This is a genomic window from Leptospira wolbachii serovar Codice str. CDC, from assembly GCF_000332515.2.
Lineage (GTDB): Bacteria > Spirochaetota > Leptospiria > Leptospirales > Leptospiraceae > Leptospira_A > Leptospira_A wolbachii.
Genome location: NZ_AOGZ02000014.1, coordinates 2,358,354 through 2,384,894 on the forward strand (window position 1 = coordinate 2,358,354; position 26,541 = coordinate 2,384,894).

General features: G+C 39.3%; 22 protein-coding genes and 1 pseudogene. 10 read left to right on the top strand and 13 right to left on the bottom strand.

The window, feature by feature from the left end:
- Positions 1 to 31 precede the first annotated feature (31 nt).
- The 5 genes from LEP1GSC195_RS16590 to LEP1GSC195_RS16610 all read right to left on the bottom strand — a co-directional run bounded on the left by LEP1GSC195_RS16590 (position 32) and on the right by LEP1GSC195_RS16610 (position 5,727).
- Positions 32 to 970 carry a hypothetical protein gene (locus LEP1GSC195_RS16590; RefSeq protein ID WP_015681027.1) on the bottom strand — a complete coding sequence of 313 codons (939 nt, stop codon included), beginning with the start codon at positions 968 to 970 and terminating at the stop codon, positions 32 to 34.
- A 145-nt stretch (positions 971 to 1,115) separates the two neighbouring features.
- Entirely contained in the window at positions 1,116 to 2,726 is a 1,611-nt protein-coding gene (locus LEP1GSC195_RS16595; protein ID WP_015682496.1) for a TPM domain-containing protein, read from the bottom strand.
- Between the two features lie 349 nt (positions 2,727 to 3,075).
- A complete protein-coding gene (locus tag LEP1GSC195_RS16600) occupies positions 3,076 to 3,906 on the bottom strand; it encodes a hypothetical protein (RefSeq protein ID WP_015682512.1) in 831 nt (276 codons plus the stop codon).
- A 177-nt stretch (positions 3,907 to 4,083) separates the two neighbouring features.
- On the bottom strand, positions 4,084 to 4,896 hold the full coding sequence (locus tag LEP1GSC195_RS16605; RefSeq protein WP_015681827.1) for a hypothetical protein: 813 nt from the start codon (positions 4,894 to 4,896) through the stop codon (positions 4,084 to 4,086).
- A gap of 12 nt (positions 4,897 to 4,908) precedes the next feature.
- Positions 4,909 to 5,727 (bottom strand): LA_0442/LA_0875 N-terminal domain-containing protein, encoded by an 819-nt coding sequence (locus LEP1GSC195_RS16610; protein ID WP_015680513.1) that lies wholly within the window; start codon positions 5,725 to 5,727, stop codon positions 4,909 to 4,911.
- 265 nt (positions 5,728 to 5,992) lie between these two features.
- Here LEP1GSC195_RS16610 and eat point away from each other — a divergent pair, with 265 nt between their 5' ends.
- Complete coding sequence (gene eat, locus LEP1GSC195_RS16615; RefSeq protein ID WP_015682777.1) at positions 5,993 to 7,288, top strand: ethanolamine permease; 1,296 nt, start codon at positions 5,993 to 5,995, stop codon at positions 7,286 to 7,288.
- Here eat and LEP1GSC195_RS16620 read toward each other — a convergent pair.
- From LEP1GSC195_RS16620 to LEP1GSC195_RS16635, 4 genes and pseudogenes are all read right to left on the bottom strand, one after another.
- On the bottom strand, positions 7,285 to 9,357 hold the full coding sequence (locus LEP1GSC195_RS16620; RefSeq protein WP_015681763.1) for an adenylate/guanylate cyclase domain-containing protein: 2,073 nt from the start codon (positions 9,355 to 9,357) through the stop codon (positions 7,285 to 7,287). The genes eat and LEP1GSC195_RS16620 overlap by 4 nt on opposite strands.
- Positions 9,358 to 10,920: pseudogene (locus LEP1GSC195_RS16625) on the bottom strand (FMN-binding glutamate synthase family protein).
- Between the two features lie 29 nt (positions 10,921 to 10,949).
- Entirely contained in the window at positions 10,950 to 11,351 is a 402-nt protein-coding gene (locus LEP1GSC195_RS16630) for a response regulator (protein ID WP_015682070.1), read from the bottom strand.
- A complete protein-coding gene (locus LEP1GSC195_RS16635) occupies positions 11,348 to 12,847 on the bottom strand; it encodes a sensor histidine kinase (protein WP_015681823.1) in 1,500 nt (499 codons plus the stop codon). The genes LEP1GSC195_RS16630 and LEP1GSC195_RS16635 overlap by 4 nt, the downstream gene beginning before the upstream one ends.
- Before the next feature lie 161 nt (positions 12,848 to 13,008).
- Between LEP1GSC195_RS16635 and LEP1GSC195_RS16640 the strand changes: the two genes are divergently transcribed.
- Positions 13,009 to 13,362 carry a single-stranded DNA-binding protein gene (locus LEP1GSC195_RS16640; protein WP_015682476.1) on the top strand — a complete coding sequence of 118 codons (354 nt, stop codon included), beginning with the start codon at positions 13,009 to 13,011 and terminating at the stop codon, positions 13,360 to 13,362.
- A gap of 48 nt (positions 13,363 to 13,410) precedes the next feature.
- Here LEP1GSC195_RS16640 and LEP1GSC195_RS16645 read toward each other — a convergent pair whose 3' ends face one another.
- A complete protein-coding gene (locus tag LEP1GSC195_RS16645; RefSeq protein ID WP_015681808.1) occupies positions 13,411 to 14,484 on the bottom strand; it encodes a hypothetical protein in 1,074 nt (357 codons plus the stop codon).
- 53 nt (positions 14,485 to 14,537) lie between these two features.
- Positions 14,538 to 15,044 (bottom strand): DUF3332 family protein, encoded by a 507-nt coding sequence (locus LEP1GSC195_RS16650; RefSeq protein WP_015682252.1) that lies wholly within the window; start codon positions 15,042 to 15,044, stop codon positions 14,538 to 14,540.
- Positions 15,045 to 15,174: 130 nt separating this feature from the next.
- Between LEP1GSC195_RS16650 and LEP1GSC195_RS16655 the strand changes: the two genes are divergently transcribed.
- The 7 genes from LEP1GSC195_RS16655 to LEP1GSC195_RS16685 are packed head-to-tail and all read left to right on the top strand — an operon-like array spanning position 15,175 to position 20,956.
- The gene (locus LEP1GSC195_RS16655) at positions 15,175 to 16,635 is read left to right on the top strand and encodes an MBOAT family O-acyltransferase (RefSeq protein WP_015681285.1); all 1,461 of its coding nucleotides are present in this window, start codon (positions 15,175 to 15,177) and stop codon (positions 16,633 to 16,635) included.
- A gap of 32 nt (positions 16,636 to 16,667) precedes the next feature.
- The gene (locus LEP1GSC195_RS16660; RefSeq protein ID WP_002986410.1) at positions 16,668 to 17,030 is read left to right on the top strand and encodes a PilZ domain-containing protein; all 363 of its coding nucleotides are present in this window, start codon (positions 16,668 to 16,670) and stop codon (positions 17,028 to 17,030) included.
- On the top strand, positions 17,027 to 17,719 hold the full coding sequence (locus LEP1GSC195_RS16665; RefSeq protein ID WP_015681986.1) for a Rossmann-fold NAD(P)-binding domain-containing protein: 693 nt from the start codon (positions 17,027 to 17,029) through the stop codon (positions 17,717 to 17,719). The genes LEP1GSC195_RS16660 and LEP1GSC195_RS16665 overlap by 4 nt, the downstream gene beginning before the upstream one ends.
- Positions 17,716 to 18,453, top strand: a complete 738-nt coding sequence (locus LEP1GSC195_RS16670) for a lysophospholipid acyltransferase family protein (protein ID WP_015682238.1) — start codon at positions 17,716 to 17,718, stop codon at positions 18,451 to 18,453. The genes LEP1GSC195_RS16665 and LEP1GSC195_RS16670 overlap by 4 nt, the downstream gene beginning before the upstream one ends.
- Positions 18,454 to 18,478: 25 nt before the next feature.
- Positions 18,479 to 19,645 (top strand): methionine adenosyltransferase, encoded by a 1,167-nt coding sequence (metK, locus tag LEP1GSC195_RS16675; protein WP_015680570.1) that lies wholly within the window; start codon positions 18,479 to 18,481, stop codon positions 19,643 to 19,645.
- 1 nt (position 19,646) lies between these two features.
- Positions 19,647 to 20,612: a transketolase family protein gene (locus LEP1GSC195_RS16680; RefSeq protein WP_015681327.1), complete on the top strand. Its 966-nt coding sequence runs from the start codon at positions 19,647 to 19,649 to the stop codon at positions 20,610 to 20,612.
- Between the two features lie 17 nt (positions 20,613 to 20,629).
- On the top strand, positions 20,630 to 20,956 hold the full coding sequence (locus tag LEP1GSC195_RS16685; RefSeq protein WP_015681729.1) for an ATP-dependent Clp protease adaptor ClpS: 327 nt from the start codon (positions 20,630 to 20,632) through the stop codon (positions 20,954 to 20,956).
- Positions 20,957 to 20,963: 7 nt separating this feature from the next.
- Here the strand turns inward: LEP1GSC195_RS16685 and LEP1GSC195_RS16690 are convergent, their stop codons facing one another.
- Positions 20,964 to 21,842 (bottom strand): hypothetical protein, encoded by an 879-nt coding sequence (locus LEP1GSC195_RS16690; RefSeq protein WP_015682233.1) that lies wholly within the window; start codon positions 21,840 to 21,842, stop codon positions 20,964 to 20,966.
- A 27-nt stretch (positions 21,843 to 21,869) separates the two neighbouring features.
- Positions 21,870 to 22,748 carry a glycogen-binding domain-containing protein gene (locus LEP1GSC195_RS16695; protein ID WP_040506890.1) on the bottom strand — a complete coding sequence of 293 codons (879 nt, stop codon included), beginning with the start codon at positions 22,746 to 22,748 and terminating at the stop codon, positions 21,870 to 21,872.
- 154 nt (positions 22,749 to 22,902) lie between these two features.
- Between LEP1GSC195_RS16695 and LEP1GSC195_RS16700 the strand changes: the two genes are divergently transcribed.
- A complete protein-coding gene (locus tag LEP1GSC195_RS16700; protein WP_015682788.1) occupies positions 22,903 to 26,541 on the top strand; it encodes a tetratricopeptide repeat protein in 3,639 nt (1,212 codons plus the stop codon).

Below are 26,541 nucleotides of genomic sequence, written 5' to 3' on the forward strand. Positions count from 1 at the left end.
TTTTGGGACCAAAGCCTTCTTTATGAAAATCCTAGATGGAAATTCCTCCTGATAAAACCAGTTCCAAAAATCCAAAATTTTGAGAAGCGCGGTTGGAACCTCCACTGGTTAATACATCTGTAAGATCGATATATCCACCTTTGCCACCTAATTCTAAAAAGTAAGTTCTTGAGAACTCGTAACGAGTTGCAACATAACCAGACACACCATAACCAGAAAGATGGAAATTATTGTTTTGACCCTTACCTAACACGCGTACATCGCTTCGGCATACGACAGGTCCTCCTCCGATAGTAGACACCAAACTAACACCACTGAGTCCATCAGAAGAAGTATAAAGCGGAGTGATCCATCCAAAATCTAAAAAAAGATAATTCAATCCATCGGTATGTTCATACTTTAAAATATCGGGAGTTAAAGAAATGGTTTGGTCTCCGCCGTGGTAACCTGCCATTTCCTGAACATGTTCTGGGAAGAGAAGGGTGAAGAGCGCAGCCTCGGTGGACATTGCCATTTGATTTTTTGCAATCACTCCCGGGTCTATGTAACCGGAATACTTTACTGGTTGGCCCTGTGTCACGACATACTTCATGTGGTCTTGTCCAAAAGCCAAAAAGAATCGATCTGTAAAAAAATAACTAAACTTTAGATTGTATTGCGGGATTTCAAATTTGGAGGGGTTTAGGTATACGTCTGCCTTAAAGGATTCAGGTTTGTCTTTTGCATCAACTCCTTTGAGTGTATACTCATATCCGGGGCCACGAAAATTAATATCACTTTGTGTGTAGTAACTTCTATTGTAACCCCACTGGATATTCCAATTCCCCTTTTTATCGTTAATAGTGAGGGGAGTGCTGTTTTCATTGGACCAAAGTGAAGGACTCAAAAAGAGACAAACGAAAAGAACGTAAAATTTATATTTTAGGGAAACAAACGGTTGTTTGTTTCTAAGATAAGACAAATTAAACATAAAGCCATATTCTAAATTGGTGGGCAAATCGAATAGGCGAATGTATGTTTGGTTCCGGAAAAGAAGAAATTTTTAAGTAGGGATAAATACTATATTTTTTTCTTCAGGTCCGGTGTATAAAAAGACTTTTTTGCTTAGATTTCCATTAGTAACTTCCGCCACTTCCACCGCCTCCAGAGGAGCCACCGCCAAAACTTCCACCACCACCGCCTCCGCCAGAAGAACCACCGGAACTACTCTTTTGTTTTTTGGGAATGGTTTCATACTCGATGGCACTGTGTTTACAGTGAGCACAAGTCCTTTTGACTTCCACTTTACCCGAACTGCTGTAAGTCGCTTCTGAAATGATGCTGCTTGATTTACAGACAAAGGTTTCAAAATTACATTCGGGACAGGCTTTGATCTTTCGAAAGGATGTTCCTTTGTAAATATATTCAGGGTTGATGCTTGGAAATTTGAGGATGGCATTGGCATCACAACCTGGGCAAACCCATACATCGTAATCGATGGAATTAACAAGTTCCTCGGAAATTTGACCTTTCGACAAATGGATGTTATCTTCATCTTCCGAAAGTTTAGTCATTGTAGTTCCACATTTTTTACATTTTCTGGGAATGTTTCTAATTTTTAAGAGTCTTTCACTTAACTTACGTAGACGTAAATCACCCCAAAAAATTGCATAAACAACGATAAAGGCAATGATTAAGAATATTGAAATTGGGAAAATGGTATCATCTAAATATTCACTTAGGAGGGTGATGGTGAACACAACGGGGGAGATAATGACTCCATAGAATAAAGGAAAATCTGTTTTGTGAACGATATGATATTTCGTGGTTGGAGATGGAATGATCCAAACAAATATTCTCTGTAAAAGATGTAAAAATATAAAAACTATAATATAACCAAAGATAAAATATTGTTTGTATTGGGTGGTTTCTTCTTTTTCGATTCTTTCTACTTCTGTTGTTTTTTCTGCCCACAACCTGGATTCTTCATCATTTAGAAAATAATTGGATGTTGTATTATAAGTATCAATGGTTCTATCTAAGGTTTGTTTTTCTTCTTCAGTTAGTTGGGTGTATGCTTTACCTTGATAATCATAGTAGTCGGTCCTTTCGTTTGCGGTTTGTTCCCTTGTATCTTCTTGCACAACATCTGCAACGACAACATTGTTTGTATCTGAAAGTAATTGTTCCACTTCCAGTTCTGGATGATTTAGTTTTTTGATCAGTGCTGCTACTGTATCCGCATGTCCTTTCTGAAAATTATCTGCTTTGAATGAGGGGATTGTATAAGTATCAATGATTCGTTTGACAACTACATCGGGAAGGTCTCCTTCTAGTCCGTATCCAATTTCTATCTCCACTCTTCTTTGGTCGATGACGTGTAAAATGAGAATCCCATTGTCTTTGTCTTTTTTTCCAATTTTCCAATGGTTAAATAAGGCAACTGCAAAGTCTTTTGGCACATAACTTTCGATTGTTGGTAATGTGACCACTGCAATTTCGACCCCAGAAGAGGCCTCTTCTGTATTTATCATTTGGTCAATGGATGCCGTGTCTGTCAAAACTCCGGCACTGTCTTCGACCCAACTGTTTCTGAGTTCTTTAGGGTTTGGGACTTGGGTAACTCGTAAGTCGATTCCTTCCTGAGAGGGGGAACAGAAAGAAGTAATGAGTAAGGAGGTCGATACTGCGAGAGTCAGTAGAATTTTATGGAAGTAGATTTGTCTTTGGTTTAAATGTGCGTTCACGACCGCTAAACCGTATGAGGCCTAATTGGTTTGTCAAGTCGGAGTTAAGGAGGTCAAGGGGATTGGCCTGTAAAGGAAATGGTTGTCAGTGGTGGAAATTATTAACAATTCTGAAGGGGACACCAGTCACAGATTCATTAAAACGCCTTGAACTTTGTGCTTTCTGATTGAATCAACACATAGAACCGAAAGCATTTAATTCTTCATTCTTGTATTTTGTGTTATTATACTATAAAACGTTGCGGTAAATATCCTGAATTAATACGTTCACTTTTTGGCAAAAGATCTTTGAAGAAAAATAGTAATCTTTAAATCTCAGTTAAGATCCATTACATGTTGGTTGGTAATTCTAAACTGGTGGATTAAAAAAGAATCGTATAATCCTTTGAGTCAATGGCTTTCCTGAGGCTGAAAGAATGCCTGATTTGAAAGTACACTCATAATTGACAGTATTGGATGAAGGGGTAGCTTGAATAGTTATTGTATTCCCTGTGACTGTCATTGTTGAACCGAATATGACGGTAGGAAAACACGAAATATTTTGCGATGCCCAGCTTGTAACCAAGGGGCCGGGTGTCAATGCCGGAATCGGAGCTTCTGAAAATGTGAAAACAAATGAATCTATGAAACTATTCACTTCTGCATTGTGAAGAGTCAATTCATTCATTGTGAAATCTAACCCTGATACTTTTACCAAATCAAAAAAGTTAGGTGGATTTGTCGGGTCTAACGTTCCTAAATTAGATATCTCAAGCCCTGCTGGTGCACCCGAAGTTTCAGCAGTGATGGCACTCGGGCCCGATACATTTAAGGCCAGTGTAAAAAAGGGTAGACCATCCTTAAAAACATCAAAGTTAAGTTTCCCTGATTGGTAAGGAATATAAAACCTTCCTCCCGCATCAGTCGTGTAAGGTGGTAGTGTAGACTTAGATTGAATGGATACTGAGGATGGAACCAAGGCAAGACCCACCATGGCTACTCCATTGGCATCACGAATTTGACCTGTGATTACTAAATTGGAAGTTCCCCCTAATCCTAACAGTCCTAGAAACGGATTTGTTTTTTCTTTCACTTCTGGATTGACTATGGGTTGAACAAAGGGATTGAAATAGCAATTCCCCAATAAAAACCATAAACATACTAAAACAATTGAAGTTGGTAATTTAGGATGTCGGTTCATAGGAATTGGCTCCACAAGTCAGGCTGATGCTTTTAGAAAAAAGAAACTTTGTCTTGGAAAAAGAACCCAAGACATTTATACTACAGAATACTGGTTCGGTTGGCAAGAAATTTCTTTACTAAAACTAGGGGTAAGGGAGTGGAAATCATCACTAGTTCGAGTGATAGTCCTTCGACTTTACTTTAATAAACCAACGTCAAACGTGAATGTCGTTGGTTTGAGCATTTTCCCTGTTTCCGATCTGATTCCAGAATTTAAAGTAACCGTATATGTTATCGATGGTTGGATTGACGCATTATCCAATGTCAATGTAACGATGTTATTGGTTACATCAATATTAAGTAAATAAACAGAAGGAAAAACGACGAAATTTTCCATTGCCCAGGAAAATTTTACTCCTTCCGCTGGAGCTTCTAGTGTTTCAGAAAAAACAAACTGAGGTCCCAAAGCGATCGTATTGTTAAAGTTAGTTTCGTCGATGAATAACCCATCATACGGCATAGAATAAATTAGTTCCAAGGATTCGGGAGGTTCTACTCCCATTTCATAAACTTCAAAACTCTGGATTTGGTAATTTGTTTTGTCAATAGAGACAAGAGTAGCCGAAGTTTTCGAAACATTCAATTGGAAATTTACAATGGTTCCATTATCAGTAAATTGTAATGAGACAATCCCCGTAGGTGAATCAAAATAGAATCTTCCATAAACATTTGTGGTTGTGGATTTGGTTTGGCTTTTTACAGAAAGGGATGTATTTTGTAATGAGATTGGTACACCTGCAAGAGCACTACCAGCTTTTTTCAATTGCCCAGAGATCCGAACATTTCCTGCCTGGTTTGTAAGACCAGCAATCATTCCGAGTACAGAAGAATTGTCTTTTGTTTCTTCTGGATTGAGTAAATCAAACACAAAAGGATTGAAGTAACAGTTCGTCATAGAGATAAAAAAGACGAAGCATATTAAGATAGGTTTTAAATGGATATGTTTCATCTTTTGATTCCCTTACTTTCTTTTCTTCAGCACTTCTAAGTCTTTTTCTAACTGTTCTAACTCATACTTTTCTTCTGCTTCTTTTATTTCTTGTTCAGTTCTGATTTGTTCAACAGCTTCATCTTTGATACGTTTGATTTCAGAATCAGAAACCATACGGTATCCACTTCCATCACAAACATCGACAATGATTGTTTTACGAGTGATGGTGATGGCAAACCCACCTAGGAGTGTGATGGCTAAATCTTTCCAGGTGGAAGTTTGTTTGATTCGTACGGGACGATTGTCTTTAGGAAGTAATTGATTCCAGTCAGGTTCTTTGAACCGGAGACCACCAAACAACCAAAAGTATTCCGGATACTCACTGAAGGTTTGGCATTTTGCTGAATCGGGAGCAAGGGTAATCATATTTCCATCGGCAACGGAACCAAGGACGAAGGAATCCCGAAGGCTATGAGTGACCACTTCACCGCCTTCTTCATTTGCTTTTCTTTCTGATTCCTGTCTTGCTAGTTCTTCTCTACGTTTGCGGATTTCTTCTTGTTTGGCAGCGATGGCTTTTTCTTTTTCATTTTTCCGTTTCTCCTCTTCTTCCTTACGGATCGTTTCTTCTTCGGATTCGGCAATATCTTTGTAGATAATTTTCAAAACGGACTTTTTGGAAATGACCATATGTTTTCCGTTTTGTGTATCCACTTCGACACTATCTACGTTTTGGTTGGTGACAATGCCTTTGATAGATTTGCCTTGTTTGAGAAGGATGGTCTGTACTGCACTTAAGGGAGAAATGAAATATAAAAGTATAATTAAGGTTAGTTTTAGGATCCGCATATTTTGTTTCCGCTATAGTATTTGCCCTATATTATTAGGATTTAGAATCATTTGCAATACCGAATTTTCTTGTTTTGTGGAAATACTTTCAGAAATGTTCAGTGATCAGGAGTACACAAAATTCGACCCACCAAACAGATCCCAATTGGATTTTGAAAGAACTTGCAAGAGAGAGCAGAAAAATAGTATCTAACATAGTTTGTGGCATTATATTTGCTGATGTTTCGATTTTATTCATGAACAGTTTTTGTTACAAAGAGGTGGCATGAAAGAAGAGGGGAAAATGCATAAAGTTCTACATTCTGTGCATTTATGGGGCATCGCTGTGGGGCTTGTTATTTCTGGCGATTATTTTGGTTGGAACTTTGGTTGGTCTCAAGCAAGTTTTTGGGAATTCAGTTTCGCTGTTATATGGATTGCCACCTTTTATGTATTGTTTGCACTTTGTTTTACGGAACTTGCGGCCAGCATCCCTCAGTCCGGAGGTCCTTCTGCTTATGCCAAACGGGCCCTCGGTGATTTGTTTGGACTGATTACCGGGTATTTGGTTCTTGTGGAATTTTTACTCGCACCTCCTGCCATTGCTTCGGCCCTCGGCGGATACATTCATTTTTTATTTCCCGTTATACCAGCATTTGGTGCTGGAATTGTTATGTTTTGTTTATTGTTGTTAATTAATCTTACAGGAATTAAACAAACCGCACGTTTTGAACTTTTAGTTACCATAGTAGCTGTATTTGGGCTTTTGTTTTATCTAGCATTTCTTTGGCCTCATGTTTCTTTCGATCGCATTCCAAAATTTCCTGAATTCAGATTCATGTCCTGGAGTTCTGTTTTTCTTTCCATTCCCTTTGCGATTTGGTTTTTTTTGGCAGTGGAAGGGGTGGCGTTAGCTGCAGAAGAAGTTCGGAATCCGGCAAGGGACATACCTATTGGATACACAGCAGGTATTTTTACTTTACTCTGTTTGGCGGGCCTCATTTTTGTTTTTACTGCTTCTGTTGTCGATATTAAGGAAATTGCTGAACTAGATTATCCATTATCTTATGTATTACAAAAGTTATATGGTAGTGAAACCATCTGGCCTTTTGTATTTACTTTTATTGGTTTGTTCGGACTTGTTGCCTCTTTATTTGGAATCATTCTGGGGAACTCGCGATTGATTTATGCCATGGCAAAAGAAGGATATTTACCTACCTACCTTTCTAAACTGAGTCATGGTTCCTTGGTTCCGCAAAATGCGGTTCTTAGTGGCGGAGTTTTAGGTATTTTTTGTATGTGTTTTTTGGATACTGCGGAACTCATCACTATTTCCGCATTAGGTGCTTGTGGGATGTATATCTTAAGTTTAGTTTCTTATTTTGTTTTACGTAAAAAAGAACCAGAGATGCCGAGGCCCTACAAAGCTCCACTGTATCCTTTGTTACCCGGAGTTGCCCTTATTCTCGGAATTGTAGCTTGTGGTTCTGTTTGTTTTTCTGAACCATACTTGGCACTTGGAGTTTTAGGATTTGGTATTGTTTTGGGAATTGGTTATCACTTAAAACAAAGAAAAATCTAACTGCCATATTCCATTTTTGATCTTTCTTTTGCTTCTCTACAACGATCTAAAAACAACCTCGATACGGAATCATCGGGGTTTTTATCTAATAGTTTTGAAAATCCATCCATAGCTTCTTCAAAATCGTCTCGTCGAAATGCATCCAATGCTAAAGTGTAATCGTCTTTAATGGAAATGAGTCTGGATGCTTTTTCTGGTTCGTATCCATCCAAAACTTCCACAACAAACACCGATTCTGTTTTCCCTTTGATTGCCACTCGGTCGAGAAGCCGGTAGTGGTATCCTAATCCTTCGGACGCCTCAATGAACGTATCGGCACTGATGACAATTCGTGCAGAAAAGAGTTTGGTAATCCCTTCAATACGAGATGCTAAGTTGACAGCATCAGATATAACAGTTCCTTCCATTCGTTTATGTTCACCTAATATACCCAAGGTGAGATTTCCTGTATGGATCCCGATTCCTACCTCGACAGGGATATATCCACAGTTAGCTCTATGGCCATTATAAATACGAATGGCGTCTTGCATTTCAACGGCCGCTTTGACTGCATCATTGATATCGTAAGGAAATAGTGCCATTACAGCATCGCCAATGAATTTATCTATAAATCCATTATTGTGTCGAATGATAGGTCCTACTCGTTGTAAGTAACTGTTTAAAAAATCGAAGTTTTCTTTAGGAGTGAGTGTCTCTGAAAATTCGGTAAAAGACCTGATGTCAGCAAAGAGTATTGTCATTCTTTTCTGAACCTGGTCTCCTAAGTCCACATATCGAATATCAGATTTGCCTAAATGGTATAAAAATTCTGTAGGAACAAAACGACTAAAGGAATTGCTGAGTTGCTTTTGTTCCTGTGCAAATTCCAAAGTTTTTGTCATGGTTTGGCGAACAATCCGCCCAAAGGTAATGACTTGTAAAAAAACAAAGATAACTACACTTGCTGGAGCGATGTAGGTTGTGTGGATGTATGATTCTGCATGTAAGACATCATTTGTGGCAGCAACAAGAACTAAAAGCATTCCAAACAATAGAGGTTTGGACTCCATACGTTTCTTTTGGTAAGCACGATACAAATAAATAAATATAATAATTCCATTGGCAACAAAAGCAATAGGGTAAATAGACGCCGTCTCTGTAAAATAAACTGGCGGTAATAATAATCCAATCGTTAAGATCGATGAAAGAACATAAAAGAAAGTTCCCATTCGTTTAGAGAAGTCTTCGGGAAAAATGGTATAAAAATAATGATAGAGAAGTGGCGCCGACCAATACCAAGAAAGATATTCCAATCGTAATAGAAACCAATAGGGAAGATCGGCAAACTCTAATAAAATGCGTTCTCCCGTGGAAATGGTTCTAAGTAATACTGCTAAGGAAAATAAAAAGATTCCAATTGTATGTTTACCATCACGATTGTAAAAATACATTACAAAAAAGAAAAATCCAACAAAGGTAAGGATCGAGGACAACATGGTTTCGTTGATCTTTCGTTTGGTGAGTCGACTTTCTGCTTTGGTATAAGTAGAAAGAACAATGTCATTCCAAATTCCACCCTTCCTATGTACGTAATTGGCAACATAGAGATCAATAGTGATCTCAGATGTCTGTGGTAAAACCACAACTGTGGATTTTACTTGTGGAGTGTATTCATTTGGATTGGACCCTGGTTTTCCTGATCCGCCTAAATATTTTCCGTTAACATAAATAGCGTACGAAGTATCCTGTTCTAATACTGTGAGCGCCATAGTTTCGTTAAGATTTTCAGCAAGTTTCAATTTGATTCGGAAACTCGCATGACCATAACCACCAAGAGAACCGTAATCCATTTTGTACCCATTCCAATGTTTGGGAATGTCTAGTAACAAATCAGAATTGGTTTCTTGTATTTGGGAAGGAGCTGTATTCCAAAAAAATTTCCATTCCCCATTCAGTGCTACAAACGGTTGGTCTGTAAAAGAATGTTGGCTGAGATCTAAATACCCTTTCTTTATTTCTGCTTTTACATTCCTTTCCTCAGAGAGACAACCGAGATGGAATAACATAAAGATAAGAAAGAGTTTTTTCATTTAGGCTTGTCGTTTCGGGAATACCGTATAGTCCTGAAGTTTTGTAAATTTCACTTCATCGCGTTTATAACCGAGTAATCCTTCTAAGGTCTGGTAGCGGTTCATTCCCATACTGATTTCTATATCTTGGCCTGTGAATTGTCCTGGGTGTTCGTATCCACAAGAATGTGCTAAACTAAGAAGTTCTTTGCGAAACCCTTGGATGTATTTGGCCGCACGTTTTCCTTTGATCTCTGGATCCACACCGCGTTGTAACCACCAATTCTGAGTGGCAACACCTGCCGGACAATGATCCGTATGGCATTTTTATGCTTGGATGCAACCAATGGATAACATGGCTTCTCTTGCCACATTGATGAGGTCACAACCCATGGCAATCGCAACCACGGCTCTGTCTGGAAAACCTAATTTTCCGGAACCAATCCACACAATTTGTTCGGACAAACCCTGACTTTGGAAGAGAGTGTAGACTCTTTGGAATCCAATTTTGAAAGGTAAGGAAACGTGATCAGCATAGGTAAGGGGGGCAGCTCCCGTTCCCCCTTCTCCTCCATCGATCGTGATGAAGTCGGGTCCCTCTGCACTTTGTTTCATCTCACGAGCAAGTTCTTCCCAAAATTCAATTTCCCCAACAGCACTTTTGATTCCCACAGGAAGTCCTGTGCCGTTGGCAATTTTTTCGATGAATTGGATGAGTTCTTTTACATTGGTAAACTCACTATGGGAGTTCGGAGAAATACAATCCTTTCCTTCTTCGACATGACGGATGGATGCAATTTCTGCATTTACTTTTTTTGCTGGAAGAATCCCACCTTTGCCTGGTTTGGCGCCCTGGGATAATTTAATTTCGATCATCTTGATACAAGGATTTTGTCCCACTTTCTCTTTTAAGACATCCAAACTAAATTTTCCGGAATGGTCTCTGGCTCCAAAATACCCAGTTCCAATTTGCCAAACCATATCAGCGCCTTCCCTATGGTAATTGCTAAGACCACCTTCGCCTGTGTTGTGATAGGCGCCGGAATCTCTCGCACCCCTGTTGAGTGCCATGATTGCATTTTTTCCAAGGGATCCAAAGGACATCGCAGAGATATTCACAATCGAATAAGGTCGATAAGGAAATTTTCGTTTGGTTCCAATGACTTTTAAACAGGGGATACAACTTACATCTTTGTTATGGATATATGCATTTGCTTCTGGATAGGGAAAAGCTTTGTGTTTGATGATGGGATATCCGGGTTCGTATTGGATTTCAGTAGTTCCAAATCCAAAGTTACTGTTTTGTCCTTTGGCAGTGGCATAAATCCAACTTCTTTCGGTTCGATCAAAGGGACGTTCTTCCTTATCATGGGCAACCCAATACTGCCTGAGTTCCGGTCCTATCATTTCTAAAAAATAGCGAAGTCGTCCGACAATAGGAAAGTTTCTCTGAATCGTGTGCGTTTTTTGAGTGATGTCTCTTAAGAAAACAATCACAAGAAACAAGAACAATCCAATCAGAGTGGAAGATAGGGGATAGGTTTCAATCCAAGTAAGTAGCTGATCCATAAGTGGTGCGTCCATTTCTATATTCAAAGCAAAAAGTTGACAAGCTAAGATTGGAGGCGAGCTAGAGATTCCAAAAGTTTTTCTTTTGTAAAGGGTTTGAAAATATATCCAGAGATGATTGGAATTTTTGCAGCCCGATCAGTATCAGCCTCGTCGACAGAAGAACTAACAAGGAATACTTCAATTGCTTTGGGAAACTTTGGAAAGATCTTTCCAAAGGCATCTAAAAATTGCCATCCATCCATAAAGGGCATATTGATATCTAAAAAGATGATATCGGGAAGTAGTTCTTTGTTTTGAAATTCCTGATGAAAGAACTCGAGCGCATTTTCCGCATCGGAAAAAACGAGAACTTCCCCTTTGATTCCCGCATTGGAGATGATTTTTTTGGTAGTGAACTGGTAAATTTTATCATCATCGATGACACAAATCTTGGGAGTCGTCATAGGGTATCTCTCCCATCGGGAAAGTACATAAGGAAAGTAGCCCCTTCCCCTGGTTTGGAACGCACTTCAATCCTTCCGCCTACAGATTCCATTTTGTATTTAATCAAAAACAACCCGAGTCCCTTACCACTGATATGACGATGAAAAGTCTTTCTAAGCTGAAAAATTTGATCACCATATCGCTCCAAATCGATTCCGGTACCATTGTCCGAAAAAGAAATGGCAGTTTGGGATCCAATTTGAAAGGATTCCACGGAAATGCGTAGTTTTCTGTCTGGGTGGGAATACCGGATGGAATTGCTGAGTAAATGTAGGAAAATTGTTTCTAGAAACTCTTTGGAGAAATAAACCGTTTCTGCCCCCGAAAAATCGGATTGGATTTCGACCTGTTTGTTTTTTAATTCTCCTTCCATCAGTTGGATCACATTGGAAAAAGATTGGCTGATGTGGACTGGTTCTGGTTTGTAAGTGTCTGGGTTTTGAATCCTCAATGTGGTGATCAGTTCTGAGAGGACAGTCTCTAAGGTTTCAGTGACATCTTCTAAATGGTTTTCCAATTCTCTAATTTCTTCGAGATTGTTTGTCTCTTTCATTAAATCGAGAAGACTTCTTAAATTGCTTACGGGCGCCCGCAGGTGGTGAGAGATGATTTGATTGTAGGCTTGTAGCTGTTTGTTTTGTGTTAAAAGCGAATTTGTAATAGCCCTCAAACGATCATTGTTTTCTAGAAGGAGGGTTTCTGATTTTTTTCTCTCATTGATATCGATGATTTGCGCAAGATAATGGATGGGATGGCCTGTGTCGTCACGAAGTACAGTAACTGTGATATAGGCCCAAACTTTTTTTCCTGATTTGTGAATGTATTGTTTTTCAATGGAATAGTTATCGATGATTCCTTTTTGAACTTCATCTCTATACTTTAAATTTTCTTCTAGTTCTTCACCGGCACTGATTTCAGAAAAATGTTTTCCAATGATCTCAAAACTTTTATAACCTAAAAAATTAGCAAAGGCATCATTTGCTTCATCAATATATCCGTTTTTTCCTGTGAGTACAAGTCCAATCGGGGAATCGTGAAATAATGTATTGAACCTTCGTTCTGAAAGTGCTAAATTTGCCTCGGTATCTATTTTTTCTGAGATATCTCTAGAAGATGTATGTAAATATTTTTTCCCCGTAGTTGGATGTATCGTTAAACGATTGTCAGACTGTAGCCATATATAATTCCCGTTTTTATGTAAAAAACGAAATGTTGTATGGATGTTCTCATCTCCACGAAGGAGAGGTTGGTGTGATCTTTCTTGGATGAGTCTTCTTTCGTCTGGGTGAAAATAATCGTAAGGATTTTTTCCAACTAGTTCCTCTGCATTATATCCTATGATTTTTTCCGAGTTGGGGCTAACATAAATGTAGGTTCCGTCTGATTCGTGCAAACAAACCAACTCTCGGCTAATGGCCGTTACTAAGTGAAGTATCTCAGAATCGGGAAGTCCCACGAGGAAATTCTCGCCAATTCCTTTGGATTGTCTATCCGAAATGTAAATGTGAACAGGGATTTTATAAATTTAGTTTCATTTGTAATATTTTTTTAAACCAACCAAATCAAAAACGAACCAGTCTTTGTGTGGCCATCAAAATTGATTTAAGGGATACTCAAATGAAAAATCTATCGTATGTCATTCTGGACGGAAATTTAACCGCCGACCCAGAAGAAAGAACCATTGCAGGCGGAAAGTCTTTAGCTAATTTCACAGTTGCCGTCAACCATACGTCCAACAACCAAGAAGGAAAAGACAAGGAAGATGTCTCTTACTTTGAAGTGGAGGCTTGGGAAAAACTAGGTGAGAATTGCGTGGAATACCTGAAAAAAGGGAGTAAAGTAACCGTAATGGGAAATCTGAAACAAAACCGATGGAAAAGTCCTGAAGGTGAAAACAGATCTAAAATTAAAGTCACTGCTTCCACTGTTCGGTTTGATAGCGTTCGAAAGAAAGAGTCAAAGGTTGCATAAAAATGACTTAAGCGGGTGTTGGAATCGCCCTTCACCCGTTTTCGTTCGTTAAGGAGTAGGAATTGTCCTTTTTTTATGTTTTGTATGAGTTGGGGAATCAAAAATAGAATGAGAATCGTGATCATCTGATTTTGATTTTTCTTCTGATTCATCAGTTAGTTTTTTTTCATCATTACGTTCCTCTAGTAATGATTGTTTCCCATTTTTGTTTATCGATACAATGCGAAAGTACCGGGGAGAGGAAACTAGGTTCCATTCTCTAAACATAAATTTTGTAAATCCATGTTTGGGTCCAAAGACTCCATTCGTGTTTTCAATTTTTGATTTGATATTGGTTTTGAATTCTAATTGTTCAGTTTGTGTTAGGTTTGGGAACTGTGCCACTTCACCTTCTACATAACGATTTTTTAAAATATCCAATTCTCTTCGATTACGCCCAGTGACATCTTCAAAAAATTTCTGTTTGGCTCCATTACAATTACCTGCGTATGATTCACAGTTAGGTTCTAGTTGTGGATTTACATAAGTGAGTTCTAAATAGATATTAATGTATTCGCCAAGATTTGGAACTTTGCCTTCTTGAATTTCCAACACTTGAGGAACTGTATCTCTATCGGTGTATTGTCTTTCGATGGCTTCCCGTGAGGTTTTAGTTTCAGGAACCGTGCTATTTACCTTTACTGGTTTTTTTGACTCTCCAACGATTACTTTGTTTCGCATAACTTCCGTTTTGGTTTCTAGAATTTCGTAAGCTTGGAAGTTTACTGGTTGTTTGGCGATAATTTCACCCTTTTGGTTTAGGACAATGATATGATGGTCTAAAATGGTGCCAGAAATGATTTCTTCTATAATGCTAATACCGGCATCTTCAAAAAACAAATCCAACTGTATGAAGGGAATTTTGTTCTCTGAATATTCCACACTGACACCTGGTTCTAAAGTCAGAGGTTTTTTTCCTTCTTTGGAATCGGTATGAAATGCTTCCGATTTGGTAATCATCTTAATTCGGTTGAGATTGATTTGTTCCGTATGGGTGGGGAAGGTTGGTGTGATTACCTGTTGCGGAGTTTGGCATCCGAAAGAGAGGAGTAACAGGAAGGAAACAAAATACAAACGATTCATAGTTTAAGTATCGGATATAGATTGCCCCTAAAATTAGGGGCAAACAGGTAAGTTTAGATGTGTTTTACGGAAAGCGGAGGGAGGATTGGTCCGCTAGTTTGGATGATTTCCACATACTTTCCATTCACCAAACGGAATGCTTTTTCTGGGCGATCTTTTAAGAAATAAACAGCTTCCATTCCTTTTTGGCCTGGTGCTTCCATTTTTAGAACCTTACCCCACTCTGTGTAAGTAAGAGTGATGGATTGACCATCTTGGTTGTATTCTTTTACGAGTTTTCCATCAAAGTCATACTCAGCCATAGCAATTGGGTTTTTGTCAGTCCAGAACTCAATTAGGTTGAAAATAAAGATATCTAAAAAACTTCCAAATCCATAAGCAATGTATAGTGGGAAGATCATTAAAAGGGAACGAAAGAAACCTGCAAGTTTGCCAGAACCAATTTGGATATTTCCGTTAAAGGAGTAAACTGCTTTGACAGCACCAAATTTTCCAAAACAATTGGAAAGTAAGCCAAAGGACAAAATTCCCACGAGAGATGTTTTTAATATTTTTTTCATTTTATACCTCTAAGTTTTTAGCTAGAAAACTAGAAGTATATCATAGGCGATTCTGTTGCCATCTGCAAGCCGAAATGATTGACAGACATATTTTTTCAAAGAGCCTGGTCTGAATAGAAGGCATATCCCATTGATCTTTTCTGATTTTGAATATTTTGTCTTCTTTCTCTTCGTTTTTTTTACGGTTTGGTACGTATTCCCCGCCATTTTTTCGAACCAATCTCAAGAAACACGAATCTTACACGTATTCCTACTCATTAGTAGTTATTTCTTTTACATGTCTTGGGACTACCGATTCGGTGCGCTCATTTTGCTTTCTACTGCCATTGACTATTTTGTAGGACTCAAACTTAGCTCAGAGACTAGGGAAAAAGTAAGATACTACCTCTTACTTTTTAGTTTGATTACGAACCTGGTTTTTATTTTAGGCTTTTTTAAATACTATAATTTTCTTGTGACCTCTATCAACACTGTCACCAATCCAATGTTTGGTGCAGATGCACTTCCTGTTCTTAAAATCATTCTTCCTGCGGGAATTTCCTTTTTTACCTTCCAATCTTTATCTTATACGATTGATGTATATCGCAGGGAAATCCCGGCTGAAAAAGATTTCATTCGTTTTGCTCTGTTTGTAAGTTTTTTCCCGCAATTGGTAGCAGGCCCGATTGTGACGGCAAGGACCTTTATGCCACAATTGTACGTTCCGAAGAAATTGGAAGATATTGAGTTTCGGGTTGCGATTCGATTCTTTATGTTAGGTTATTTTAAAAAAGCAATCCTATCTGATATGGTGGCTCCTACCATTGATACCATTTATGCAGATCCTGCTGGACATCACGCCTACGCCTTGTTAATTGCAGCTGCCTTGGGTGGAATCCAGGTTTATTTAGACTTTAGCGGATATTCGGATATGGCGATTGGAAGTGCCATGTTACTTGGTTACAAACTTCCCACTAATTTCAATTTGCCTTTCATTGCCACTTCCGTTTCTGGTTTTTGGCGCCGGTGGCACATGACCTTAAATTCTTGGTTACGCGATTATATTTATATTCCTATGGGGGGAAGTCGGGTAACATCAGTAAGACGAAAGTTTAATCTTTGGTTTACTATGTTTGTGAGTGGAGTTTGGCACGGAGCTCAATGGACTTTTGTGTTTTGGGGATCCCTCAATGGTGTTTTTTATGTTTTGGAAGAGGTTTGGAAGGAGTGGTTTCCTGACAAAAAGGACAATGCAAAGGCAAAACATTGGTATAAAGTTCCTCTTTGGCTCTTTCAGAATATTCTGAATAGCTCCATTTTCTTTTTAGGTGCAGTTTTTTTCCGTTCCCTTACTTGGGAAAATGCCTGGATCCACATTCGGGGAATTTTTACTTTTCAGATGGGACAAATCCGGCCTTATATGTGGAAGGACTTCCTTTGGATCCTATTCTTCTTGTATTTGGGCCATGCCATCGGTTATTTGATCTTTGAAAAGGGAAAAGGCAAAAAAATCCCGGCTAGTTTGGAGTTTGCCCTCTATCCGGTTCTCTTTCTTGTCTTAAATTTGGCTACACCAGAAAATTCTGTTCCGTTCATTTACTTTCAGTTCTAATTTGCTTTTTTCGTTTCCAATAATGGGAATCCTTGTACCTTGTTGCTATGGAAAGTGAGCGAAGGCTTCCAAGAATATCTCCAGGTGACTTTTCTGGATTTGAGGTCCAATTGGATTTGGAAGGGATCACTTTGTTCGGAAAGTTAGGGAATATTTCGGAAGAGGGCCTTTGTTTTTTGGGTGAGGATGACTTACTCAGCGATGAAATTGAGTCCCAAGTTTTGGGTAGTATTGTTTGGTCAAAAGGCACCAAACGGATGTTCTTTGAAGGTACAATTATCTGGACCCAAACTTCCAAAATCAAAAACGTAATTTATTATATTGCAGGAATCCAATTTCAAGAAAGGCTCAATCTTACGGATTCCATGCTCGCACGTAGTTTGGAGATTAAATGAAAATACTACTCCTTGGTGGAACTGGTCTTATCGGTAAACAAGTGTTACTCTCTCTAGTTTTTTACCCTCAAATTAAAAAGGTAATTGTTTGGGCGAGAAACTCACCCTCTAGTTCCAATCCCAATGTCCCCATTGAAGTGGTACAAGTTCGTTTTGAGGATTTTAAAGTGGGAAAAGTTTCCATTCCCGAAGGGATCGATGCTGTATTTTGTTGTTTGGGTACAACCATTAATAAAGCGGGAAGCCAAGAGAAGTTTAAAGAAATTGATTACGAATATCCATTGCTGGCAGCAAAACAAGCGAAAGAAAAAAAGATCCCAGGATTTTATATCATTACAGCTATGGGATCAGATCCGAACTCTTCGATATTTTATAACCGAGTGAAAGGCGAAATTGAAACGGAACTACGTAAGTTACAATTTCCCTTTTTAGGAATCTTTCGGCCTTCTTTACTTATCGGAGAAAGAGAAGAGGTGCGAGTGGGAGAGAAAGTGGGAGAATTTCTTGGCCATCTCATTCCTTTTGGTCTTCTGGGGCTCAAAAAATACAAACCCATTCCCGGTGAGTATGTTGCGAAATCCATGATTTATTCTTTGTTACACGACAAACCTGAGCCGGGTGTGGCACCTATAGTGAAAATTTATGAAAACGATGTCCTTTGGGAGATCGGTAAGGACCATTCTTTTTGATTCCAGATAACAAACAAAAACCTTATTCCAAAACCAAATACATTATCCTCAGTTGGGTGGTTCATTTCATTGTCCGAGTTTGGTACCTATTTGTTCGAAACCAAAAATTCATCATCCCCGAGGAAAGTGCCAAGGTCATTGAAAAAGGTTCAGGTTACATCATTGCTGTTTTTCATGAAACCACACTTTCTCTTTATAGGCATGCCACTCAGTATTTGAAACGAAAGAAAAAAGCAGATATGGTGGCACTTGTTTCCCAATCCAAAGATGGAGAGATCATCCACCAAACCTTTGCTCGCTCTAACCTTCGTTCGGTTCGCGGTTCTTCTACACGAGGGGGCACCGGCGCATTTCGCAATATCTTAAAAGAAATGAAACAAGGTGCGGTTCCTATTTTTACTGTCGATGGTCCCAAGGGCCCGAGACGGGAAGTGAAACCAGGAGTGATTGTGACTGCTTCTCTTACAGGATTTCCCATCCTGTATTTGCATTCTTGTTATGACAGGGCCTATACTTTCAAAAGTTGGGACAGGCATTTTTTTCCTAAGTTTGGAGCCCGACTTTTTATCCAATACGGGGAGCCGTTCTTTGTTCCGAAAGGCCTTTCGGAGAGCCAAATGGATGAATATGCCAAAAAATTGGAAATTGCCATGGGGAAAAATGCCGAAATCCTAGAATCCTATGTGCGTGGACTATACCCCGACAATTCTATTGACGTACCGCCTAAACTCTAAATTTTAACCAAGTAAGGTAAAAAATATGTCCTCTCTTAAAAACTATATCTTCACTTCCGAGTCCGTATCTGAAGGACACCCAGACAAAGTCTGCGACCAAATCTCTGATGCCATTCTCGATGCGTATTTAGCTCAAGATCCAAAATCTCGTGTGGCTTGTGAAACTCTCGTCACTACAAACTTAGTTGTGATCGCTGGTGAAATTACCAGTAAAGGAAAAGTAGACACACAAGAAGTCGCACGTGATGTGATCCGAAAAATCGGTTATAACGATATCAATATGTACTTCGATGCTGATTTTGCTGTGGTTGCTTCCCATGTTCATGCACAGTCACCTGACATTGCTCAAGGGGTAAATGAAGGAGAAGGACTTCATACAGAACAAGGGGCAGGAGACCAAGGTCTTATGTTTGGTTTTGCAATTGCAGAAACGCCAGAACTTATGCCAGCTCCTCTTTACTATTCGCACAAACTTTTAGAACATTTATCTGAACTTCGCCATACAAACAAAATCGAATGGCTACGCCCAGATGCTAAATCACAAGTGACCATCCAATACGAAGATGGAAAACCTAAGAAAGTCGATACAGTGGTGATCTCCACTCAACACAAACCAGGTGTGACTCACAAACAAATCGAAGAAGCAGTGATCGAAGAATGTATCAAAAAAATGATACCAAAAGAGCTTCTTGTGAACACTCGTTATTTTATCAACCCTACAGGTAAATTTGAGATTGGTGGACCACATGGTGACACAGGTCTTACAGGTCGTAAGATTATCGTAGATACTTACGGTGGAATGGGTCGTCATGGTGGTGGTGCTTTCTCTGGAAAGGATCCATCTAAAGTGGATCGTTCTGCTGCGTATATCGGTCGTTATATTGCGAAAAACGTTGTGGCAGCTGGTCTTGCTCACAAATGCGAAGTGCAACTTGCTTATGCCATTGGTGTGGCAGAACCAGTTTCTGTTCTTGTGGATACATTCGGAACAGGAACAATTTCCGATGAAGAAATTGCAAAACGAGTTTTAGCAAACTTCAAACTCACTCCTAAAGGTATCGTTGATGGTTTGGATCTTCTTGGAAAAGGAAGAAAATACCAAGAAACAGCGGCTTATGGTCACTTTGGTAGAACAGGTAGTACATTTACTTGGGAAAAAACTGATAAAGCAGAAGCTTTAAAAAAAGGATAATATGGGAGCACCTAGCCAATCCACTGCGGACAAAAAAGCAACAAGAGATGCATACGGCGAAGCCTTAGTTGAGTTAGGTGCATCCAGACAAGACGTCGTAGTTTTAGATGCGGATCTTTCTGGTTCCACTAAAACTGCAGATTTTAAGAAAAAATACCCTGAACGTTTTTTTAACGTTGGAGTCGCTGAACAAAACTTAGTCGGTCATGCGGCAGGTCTTGCTCTTTCCGGATTTGTACCTTTTGCTTCCAGTTTTGCTATGTTTTTATCCGGGCGAGCTTGGGAAGTGGTTCGCAATAGTGTTGTTTATCCACAGGTAAATGTTAAACTCGTTGCTTCTCACGGTGGAATCACAGTGGGAGAAGACGGTGCTTCTCACCAATGTATTGAAGACTTTGCAATTATGAGAGTCATTCCTGAAATGACAGTGATTTGTCCTTCTGATTTTAACGAAACCAAACAAGTCATTCATGCAATTGCAGACTTTAAAGGTCCTGTTTACGTAAGAGTAGGCCGTCCGGCAATCCCTGTGATTGAACGAGAAAACTACAAATTCCAAATTGGAAAAGCAGAAGTCATCTCGGAAGGAAAAGATGTTTGTATCATCGCCAATGGTGTGATGGTAAACGAAGCCATGATTGCTGTGGGTCTTCTCAAAGAAAAAGGAATTAATGCAAGCCTTCTCAATATGGCTACCATCAAACCTTTGGATAAAGAAGCCATCATCGCCAAAGCAAAAGAATGTGGGGCCATTGTCACTTGTGAAGAACACAATGTCATTGGTGGTCTTGGTTCTGCTGTATCAGAACTTCTTTCCGAAGAGTATCCCGTTCCTGTCATCAAAGTGGGAATGAAAGATACATTTGGTAAATCGGGAACTTGGAGTGGTCTACTCGACTACTTCGGTCTCCGTGCCAAAGATGTAGTTTCCCACGCAGAAATCGCCATTTCCAAAAAGAAAAAATAAGGTTTGGGTTTTGGGTTATGACCGGTGCCGGAGTTTCCCAACCATCCATCTTAGAAGAAACCGAAGTGAGGCCACGTCGTAATGACGGGCCTTGGAAGGTTGTACTTTGGGATGATGACTTTCACACTTACGAATATGTCATTGAGATGTTGATGGATGTCTGCCAAATGCCTTGGGAAAAGGCCTTCCAACATGCCGTTGAAGTCGATACAAAAAAGAAAACCATAGTTTTTTCAGGGGAATTAGAACACGCCGAGTTTGTCCACGAACGGATCTTAAACTACGGCCCAGACCCTCGGATGAGTTCCTCGAAAGGATCCATGACGGCCACACTAGAACAGTAAATGACTGTTATGCGTAGTAATACGTTTGGATTGTGTTAATTAAATAAGAAATCCATTGACCTTCTTTTGCTTTTCCATCGAATGAAATGTAGCCATTTGATTTATAAACATAGTCAACAGCCCACATTTTGTTTTTATTTCTTTTTTCATTAATATATTCGATAGAATCCTTAACTCTTGTGTCTTTTATTTTATCTGTTTCAGAGATAAACCAGAGTAATTCTAAAATAGTTATATTGTAATTTTCGGGAAAATAAAGATCAAGTATGTGTTTAGTGATTGGGTTCCCATTCGATTGTCTCTTAAAAAGGTGATGCTGCAGAATATACTCTGTACCTTCCTCAAGTTTTAGTTGAAGATTTTTATTTGATTCAAATTTATTATATTCGTGTAAAGCTATTACTGATTTGGCTAATCCTATATAACAAGGAGTAGATTTAAGGCATCCGCCATGTTTTAAAATTTCTGCCTCCTTCCAATCAGAGTTAAAATTTCTATGGAAAGCCTGATAATTTATGATCCAGTTAACAGCATTTTTGACAATTTTATTAGATTGTAGACCCAATTTACAAAAGGCTTTAATTAATATAGCATTGTAACATGGTAATAAATTTTCCTTATTTCCAGTGAGAGAAAATCCTTCAGAAGTTCCAAGGTTTTTGATAATTAAATCAACTATTTTCTTAGTATATGGTAGTTGTATAGAATATGGAATTTCACTAAGTGCAATTAATTTCCAAATAAGAAATAACGGATTTTGATTAATATCCTTTGTTAAATTCTGAACTAATTTAGAATTTTTAAGTAAAGAGGTAATCTCGGATTTTGATAAACTTTCTTTTTTGTCATATTTTATTCTTAATTCTAGAGAAGTATCAAATATCATGATGTTTAAAATGTAAAGTGTGAGCGATCACATCTTACGTTCTAAAGCATAATTCCGTTCTGGTACGAGTAGTGATGAAACGGATTCATTGGTATCCACTTTGATATGAGTTGTTGGATTGTAAGTATCCAACATATAATCCCCATCCACAATGAATTGGTAATGGTATTCACCCGGGAGTAGTTTCTTTTCGAGAGTAAAAACTCCCTTTCTATCTTTTTTCAAAAAATCATGTTCTGGGTTCCAATCATTAAAACTTCCCACAACACGAACCACCTCTGCATTTGGTAAATAGATTTGGAACTTAACCGTCCGTAAGTCACGTTCTTCGTTTGCAGAATCTTCGAGCACCATAGTTTTTGTTTGGCGGTCAGTATCTTTTCCTTCTAAAATAAAACGAGAGAAGTAAGATCCAGAGCCATCTTCCAACTTGTCAAAGTTTTCTGGATCATAAGTGAGAAGTCCATTCACTCGGAACTTGTATTCATACACTGGATCTTCTTCGTAAGTATCAGTGATTTGAGTGGGTTCCACCACGGTATAATAGATACCATATTGATTTCGCTTCATATCGGAACATTCCCAATTGTTGAAACTTCCGCAGATTTCTACAGATTCATCCCGGAGTCCATTGTAGGTAAAAAGAATTCCTCTGTGTATTAGTTTGCCAGAGGATACGTAAGATTCCACATCGAGATAACGAATGTAACGTGGAGCAATATTTTTTTTGAGACTTTCTAGTTGCCAGAGGTAATAGACTGTATCTTGGTCTTCTGTTTCATCGGACATCTCTAGTTCTTTCGAGGAAAAACTTCCAATCCAATCCATTCCATCCTCGGCAAAGATTCCGATTCCTGTGAAAAAGAGTAAAAATAGGGCGATAAGGATGGATTTGGATTTCATCATAGTCGTGGTCGTTAAGGAGTCCTTCTAGATAATTTTCGGCAGAAATGAAAAAAGAGAGTGAAAGGTTTTTTTCTACGGGAACCATCTGACATAATAAAAAAAATATTCTGTCATTTTAAGAAGGGGCCGATAATTCATTAGGAATAGACCCGTAATGGCTGAGCCGATAGACAAATTGAGTCCGGAAGAAATCACACAAATCGAGACGATGTTTTCGGCTCTCAATAAAAATCCGCTTTCATCGGAAGAACTGAATCCGATGGCGAAGGTTTTACGTGAGAAACTGGGATATACGAGTCCCATCGTACCTTCTGAACCTGAAGCCGACACGGACGAAGATTCTGGCTCCACCTTTGATGATTTTGATAACGAAGGGGCCGGCGATTCCGAAGCAGGGGATCCTTTCTCCGGTCTCGACGATGAGGACGATGATTTTGGTCCTCCCAAACTTCCCAACCGAGAAGCAGAAGAAGACGATGGAATTGATTTAGATGAACTTCTCGGTGAAGACTCACCAAAACCCAGCCCCACACCTGCTGCTACTGACGATTTTGATTTTGATGCCCCTTCTTCTGACACAGAAGAATCCGATCCCTTTGCTTCCGATTCAGGAACCACAGACGAACCAGACCCGTTCGCAAGTATGGGCACTCCAGGAGAAACTTCTGGGGAAGATGATCCTTTTGCTAATTTAGATGCCGTCGATGAAGCTCCTTTAGAAGACAAACCAGCTCCTGTCATTGGCGATGATCCTTTTGCCAATTTAGGTGGTGAGGAAGATACTCCTCCTACTACCGACGAAGATCTGTTTGCTGGTTTTGATTCCGGCGAAGAAACACCAACCCCTGCCGGTGATGATTTTGATTTTGGAGGTGGTGGGGACACAACTCCGGCCGGCGACGATCCTTTTGCGGATATGGGTGCCACACCAACATCGACAGAAAGTTTCGGCGATGACCCATTTGGCGGACTTGATACACCTACCTCCGATACAGGGGGCGCCGATGATCCGTTTGGTGATCTTTCTACTCCTGCTTCTGGGGGAGAACCTTCTTTTGGCGATGATCCCTTTGCGGATATGGGATCGACCCCAACCCCAGCAGAATCCAATTTTGGTGATGATCCTTTCGGAAATATGGACAGTCCGTCCGCTTCGTCTCGTGATAATGAACCTGCCGATGTAGGTGGTGGATTTGATGATCCTTTTGGTGACTTGGGTGTGGGAATGGAACCACCGAGTCTCGATGACGATCTCGGAGCTCCGTCTTTTGATGATTTAGCACCATCCATTGATGATATGCCTGTCTCTACAATGGATGACTTTGGTTCAGAGGGCCCTGGGGGATTTGAAGAAGACCTCATGTCTCTTGGCAAAGAAGACGAACCAGAAGAGTCTTTAGAAGCCAACCTAACAGATGAAGAGTTGGCGGTCATCCAATCCGAGTTACTTCGTTATCCGCCAAAACTTCGTCGTACAATCATTGATACGATTGTGAACCAAAGGATTCCGGTTCGTAATCAGAAAGAAATCATTGAGCTCATCAAGGCACAACAAAAACCAGAAGACATCGCCAGTTACTTAAGTGGTCTTCTGGGAGAACGAGTCGAACTCAGCGATTCTACAGGAAAATTTTCTGCCGATGGCGTTCCCATCATTGCGAGCCGAGATGCCTATACAAAAGAAGGAGCTGCACGCAAACGAGAGTTAGTTCGTAGAACTATTCTTTCATCAGCAGCAGCGGTATTTCTTGTTTTTGGGATCGTGACTCTTTGGAAATATGTCATTGTTCCGTATCGTGCTAAAGCTCAGTATGCACTCGGACTCGAAAAAATCGAAGAGTATAGTTATGAAACAGATGCTCTTGAGAAGAAAAAACTCCTGGCCGATGCAGAAAATTATTTTATCAAAGGGGAAGAGATTTTCCCACATAACTTAGAGTTTTTGAATAAATATTGTACTGCGTATACCAAAGCAGGGCTATATGAAAGAGCCTTTGAAAAATGTTTTGGAAAAGTGGAACCTGATTTTGGTTACGAGCCAGAAGACAAAGAACACAAACGTGCTTGGGAAAATAGAAAAGAAGTACCAAACATCAGTTTTGCGAAAAAAACAGAATGGAATGATGCAGGAGTTGAAACGGCTGGCCGACGACCACTTTCAGAACTCGCATTTTATCTTACGTCTCAAGACAAGGTTCCAAGAAGGGTTTTGAAGGCTGGGGCTTACATTGCCTCAAGGCTTAAATACAATATCCATGATATTGATACCTACATTGCCCTGGGAACCTTCCACTCCTTTCACAGAAAGGACTTTATCGAAGTTCCTCCTGGTAGTAATCGCAAAAAATACAAAAATGATCATCTTGCCATTGAATACTTCAAACGAGTGTTTACCGATGGTGGCGATCCAGATAATGTCGATGCGATCGCAGGAATTGCCAAGATTTTTTACAACAAACAAGAGTTTGGAACGGCTGTTAAATACTATAACGATATCATTGAGAAGTATCCCAAAAATGCCATTGGACATGGTGGGATTTTATCAACATACATCGAAATGTGGAAACGAGATAATAACCCTCAATATGTTTTAAACCATCATAGACAAGTTCGTAATGCTCTGAATATAGAAGATGAACTTTCTCTCTTTGTTTTGGCAAAACTAGCATCCTTTTATATTGATTTAGATTCTGAAGAAGTAAGAATCAAATACAACATCAACCCAGAAGACCAAGTGACCGGAATGGAGATTGATGATAATGTGGAATACCTTTTAAACATTGCTTATGGAAAAGAAGGTGGTTCTAAATTTGCGGAAGGATATTACCAAAGAGCTCGGTTCTATTTCAAAAAAGAAGAAGCGGCACGTGCCCTCAAACAATTGGAATTGGCATCAACTTACGATATCCGCCATTACTTAGCTGTATTACTTATGGCTGAGTATTATATCCAAACAGAAAATTATGATGAAGCTGTAAAACTCCTCAGAGAAGCGGACGACCGTTATCAAAATTATAGAGAAAGGCTTGGTGAAAGAGATGAGGATGAAACCTTACTCGAAGGAAGTCCTGGAAGGATTTCGTTTAACTTAGGAAAAATCCAATTTTTGGAAGCGGCTGGGATTAACGTAACAGACAATATACGAGAGTTTCCTGGTAAAAAAATCTATCCAGAACGTAGTATTGGAACTCTTTCTTATGAAGAGAAAGAAAGAAGAAATGGTCTTTTTATGGCTCGCGAATCCTTCTTAGCTGCCTTGGATCGTGATATTTCAAAAGATCCAAAGATAGTCAGAGAATGTTATTATTACTTAGGTTGGATTGATTATAACCATGGAGACTTTGCGCAAACTTTGGATTTTTGGGCAGAACTTCCGGAAGAAGATATTTATAATAACGCAACCTTACTTTTTGGAAAAGGAAATGCCTTTTACTATACAAGACAGTACAATGCTGCCCTTGGCAACTATCTGAAGTTAAAAGATGATTTTGAGCTGAAAGAACAAAGTTTGGGAAGAATCGATACAGAAAATTCGGATCATAGAGAAGTGTATGAAACCCTCACAGCCCTTTATAACAATATTGGGGCAGTGTATGAGAAAAAACAAGATACTATCAATGCTCTTAAATACTATTGGAAAGCCATGGAGACGGCACGCAAAATTGGTTCTGTAAGCGAAATTGCAAACTCTAACAAAGATTTGGTGTTCGTTCGGGCCAAACTCGACCGTGAACCATTGTTAGAAGATTGGTTAGCTCCAACACTCGACCGGTTGACCGAAATCAAAAAATAG